The sequence below is a fragment of the Acinetobacter sp. CFCC 10889 genome (assembly GCF_003268395.1).
Lineage (GTDB): Bacteria > Pseudomonadota > Gammaproteobacteria > Pseudomonadales > Moraxellaceae > Acinetobacter.
Map to the genome: position 1 here is coordinate 1 of NZ_LQXQ01000129.1, position 2,794 is coordinate 2,794.

At 39.7% G+C, this 2,794-nt stretch carries 4 protein-coding genes and 2 pseudogenes; all 6 read left to right on the forward strand.

The features are described 5' to 3' along the window. Window positions 1–650: pseudogene (locus AVJ19_RS22305) on the forward strand (hypothetical protein); the annotation flags it as partial. Next, window positions 650–1,411 (forward strand): ATP-binding protein, encoded by a 762-nt coding sequence (locus tag AVJ19_RS20785; protein WP_111861394.1) that lies wholly within the window; start codon window positions 650–652, stop codon window positions 1,409–1,411. The pseudogene AVJ19_RS22305 and the gene AVJ19_RS20785, both read left to right, overlap by 1 nt. Then, window positions 1,408–1,593, forward strand: a complete 186-nt coding sequence (locus AVJ19_RS22120) for a hypothetical protein (protein WP_162626686.1) — start codon at window positions 1,408–1,410, stop codon at window positions 1,591–1,593. Before AVJ19_RS20785 ends, AVJ19_RS22120 begins: the two co-directional genes overlap by 4 nt. Further along, window positions 1,586–2,101 (forward strand): hypothetical protein, encoded by a 516-nt coding sequence (locus tag AVJ19_RS22380; protein ID WP_213067281.1) that lies wholly within the window; start codon window positions 1,586–1,588, stop codon window positions 2,099–2,101. Before AVJ19_RS22120 ends, AVJ19_RS22380 begins: the two co-directional genes overlap by 8 nt. Beyond that, window positions 2,094–2,591: a hypothetical protein gene (locus AVJ19_RS20795; protein WP_111861395.1), complete on the forward strand. Its 498-nt coding sequence runs from the start codon at window positions 2,094–2,096 to the stop codon at window positions 2,589–2,591. Before AVJ19_RS22380 ends, AVJ19_RS20795 begins: the two co-directional genes overlap by 8 nt. Next, window positions 2,584–2,794: pseudogene (locus tag AVJ19_RS20800) on the forward strand (hypothetical protein); the annotation flags it as partial. The gene AVJ19_RS20795 and the pseudogene AVJ19_RS20800, both read left to right, overlap by 8 nt.

Consider the following 2,794-nt stretch of genomic DNA (forward strand, 5'->3'; position numbering starts at 1 on the left):
AGCTTCCTGATCAGAAAGGCATGTATACAGTCTATTTTCGCAATCCTAAAAACAAGACTATAACTGGAAAACCACTGTATCTAAAACACGATCAATTGGCAGATTTTTACGCTAAAACAGGTGAGTTTTCTCAAAACCATCCAAATCAATGTGCTGATAACAGTTATCAAGATCAAAACAATGGTGTTTCTGACAACACGGAACAAGTTAGTGAACATGACAATAACGGTTATCAAACTGTTTCTATCTTAGACCAAAACGCCCTGAATCCTGAATCCTTTAATCTGAATCCTGATTCACTGAATCCAAAGATAGCGGAAGACGACCGTTTTGTTTTTGATCTCTCTGTGGTCAACACCAAAATTAAAATTCGTGGCTTGAAAGAAATTACTCAGGTGGATCTAGATAAACTTCAAGGTGATTTGCAAGCGGAGTACGGTCATAAAAAACAGATGGTGAAGAACCAAGTTCTTGGAAAACTTGTTCAATGGGTAGAACGCAGACAACAAACCCCACTTAGTAATTTTGGAAAAAAAACAGGTTATTCATCCCCTGAAAAGCTAAATCGCAACGTCAACGATGCATGGAAAGATATTCCTAAATTCCAAGGTCATGTTGAGCCAGTTGAAATACCGGAGGATTTTTACTGATGAATGCAATTTCTCTAATCAACCATGGTTTTCAACAGGTGGAAGCATATTGCGCTACACACCGAGTTGCCAAAGTTCAATCAGGACCATATCAAATTTGCCCTAAATGTGCCGTGAATCACGTTGAAACAACGAATCAAGATCGCCAAGCTGAGGTAGATCGCATGGTTCGTGATAAACATTTTTCAGGTGCAATGCTTCCAGTTCGCCATGCAAATTCAGGATTTAGAAATTACATGTTGGATTCAAATAATCCTGGTCAAGCAAATGCGAGAAGCCAATGTGTGAATTACACCAAATCGATTGCAACAGGTTTGAAATCTAATTTAATCATGGTGGGTAGTACTGGTGTGGGTAAAACCCATTTAGCTTGTGCGACAGCAAGAACGCTGCTCAACAAGGGGCTGTATGTTCGTTACATCACAAGCGAAGAACTTGCACAACGAATCATGAATGCATGGGATAAGGACAGCAAAGGTCAATCTGAGGAATCTGTAATTCATGATTTTACGCAATACCACCTACTGATCCTAGATGAGTATGGTTTGCACGATCGTGAAAAGCGCTTGGAGCTGATTCATAAAGTTTTATATGCACGTTATGACGCAGGTAAGCCAACCATGCTGATTTCAAATTTTACTTTGGCTGAATTGCAGAAAGATCTAGGAGATCGTCTTTGGTCTCGTTTTCAACATGATGGGTTGATGGTGGTTGAATGTAATTGGGCGGATCAGCGTGTGCAAAAGAATGGTGCGGTATGAATTTTCAAATAGGTAATTACGTCACACACCCAAGCACAGGTCGTCCAAATATGATCAAGCAAGTTCGGATCAGCAAGGGTGTGAAGTGGTTGGGATTTGTTTCAAACACAATTGGTTGGGTTAAAGCTGAGGATTGTGATGTTTGGAGTGGTCCTAAAGTTTTTGGGGTGCTGGGTGAATAACGAGTTCAAAGCAGGCAATAGGGTTCATGTTGATTTTTTCAGTGAAAGCCGTACCGAATTCTCAGGTAAAAAAATTGAGGGTGAGGGTGTAATTGATCGTGCTGAAGATGGTTATGTATATGGTCGTCTTGATAGTGGTCAAACTTTTATGTGCTCTGAAGCTGATGTAGTTGTAATTAATGATGATGCTGAAACTGAATTTAAGAAGTGGATTGAAGTATCACCAGAATATCAAACATTGGTTTTTCAACATGGCGAGCGTTTGTTTATCCGTCGTAATGGTCAGTATGAAATTTTATCGATTCGTTTGGCTCGTAGACTTTGGGCAATGATTGAGGGGCATCGATTTACGATTAATGCAGTGGTTGAAGTATTGGTTGAGAAAAATAAGCAGATTGCGACTGCCTTGAGTTTGATTCAAGCGTGGGATGATCAGAGTTATAGAGATGATGCTGAGCAATTAATTAACGTTGATTTAGTTGAGGCTTTGCGAGGTGAGCATGAGTAGAAAGCTAGTTACAGAACGAGACATTCGCCTACCTCAATTTCGAGACGCAAATATAGAAGATTTGGAATTTGATGGAACTGGTGAAGTGGTTCGTAAGGATCGTTTTGAAACATCAATGCGAAAAATATATAGCAAGCTTTGTGGGATCAATGGTTTGTCATCACGTGAAACATGGACTTGCGATCAAGTTGTGGATGCTATTGATCAATTGTTGAGATTTAAGCAATTGGTTATAGCGCTCAATACGTTGCCAGTTGATGCTGAGTTTTATCACTTCACTAATGATGTTTATGTGAAAGATATAGATCAAGAGCATCTTCAAATTGCTAAAGACGAACCAAAAGCAGGTCATCTAATCAATCATTCTGTTTGTGAGGATGATTGCATTTGGGAGAGGAGTTCAGGATTTGTTGAATACATAGATCATCTAATCAGCATTGATGATATGAGAAAAGAAGTTGCTGAATTTGGGCGAGGTACCAGTGACTAGTATCTCCATCGCTGACTACAAAGCCAAATACGCAAAACCACGCTGTACGAAACGCCGTGTGTCAGTGAAAAAAGAACGTGTGGTGAGCGAGGGTGAGGCAACGCTCGTTCAGCATTTAAAACTATATAACATCGAATTTCAGACTGAATTTCAATTTCATCCTGAACGGAAATGGAGAGCAGATTTTCATTTGGTTGGAACAA

What these genes read in the sequence shown, in the direction of transcription:
- AVJ19_RS20795 (WP_111861395.1), top strand. Translation starts at nt 2,094, where the DNA reads ATGAGTAGAAAGCTAGTTACAGAACGAGACATTCGCCTACCTCAATTT.
- AVJ19_RS20785 (WP_111861394.1), top strand. Translation starts at nt 650, where the DNA reads ATGAATGCAATTTCTCTAATCAACCATGGTTTTCAACAGGTGGAAGCA.
- AVJ19_RS22120 (WP_162626686.1), top strand. Translation starts at nt 1,408, where the DNA reads ATGAATTTTCAAATAGGTAATTACGTCACACACCCAAGCACAGGTCGT.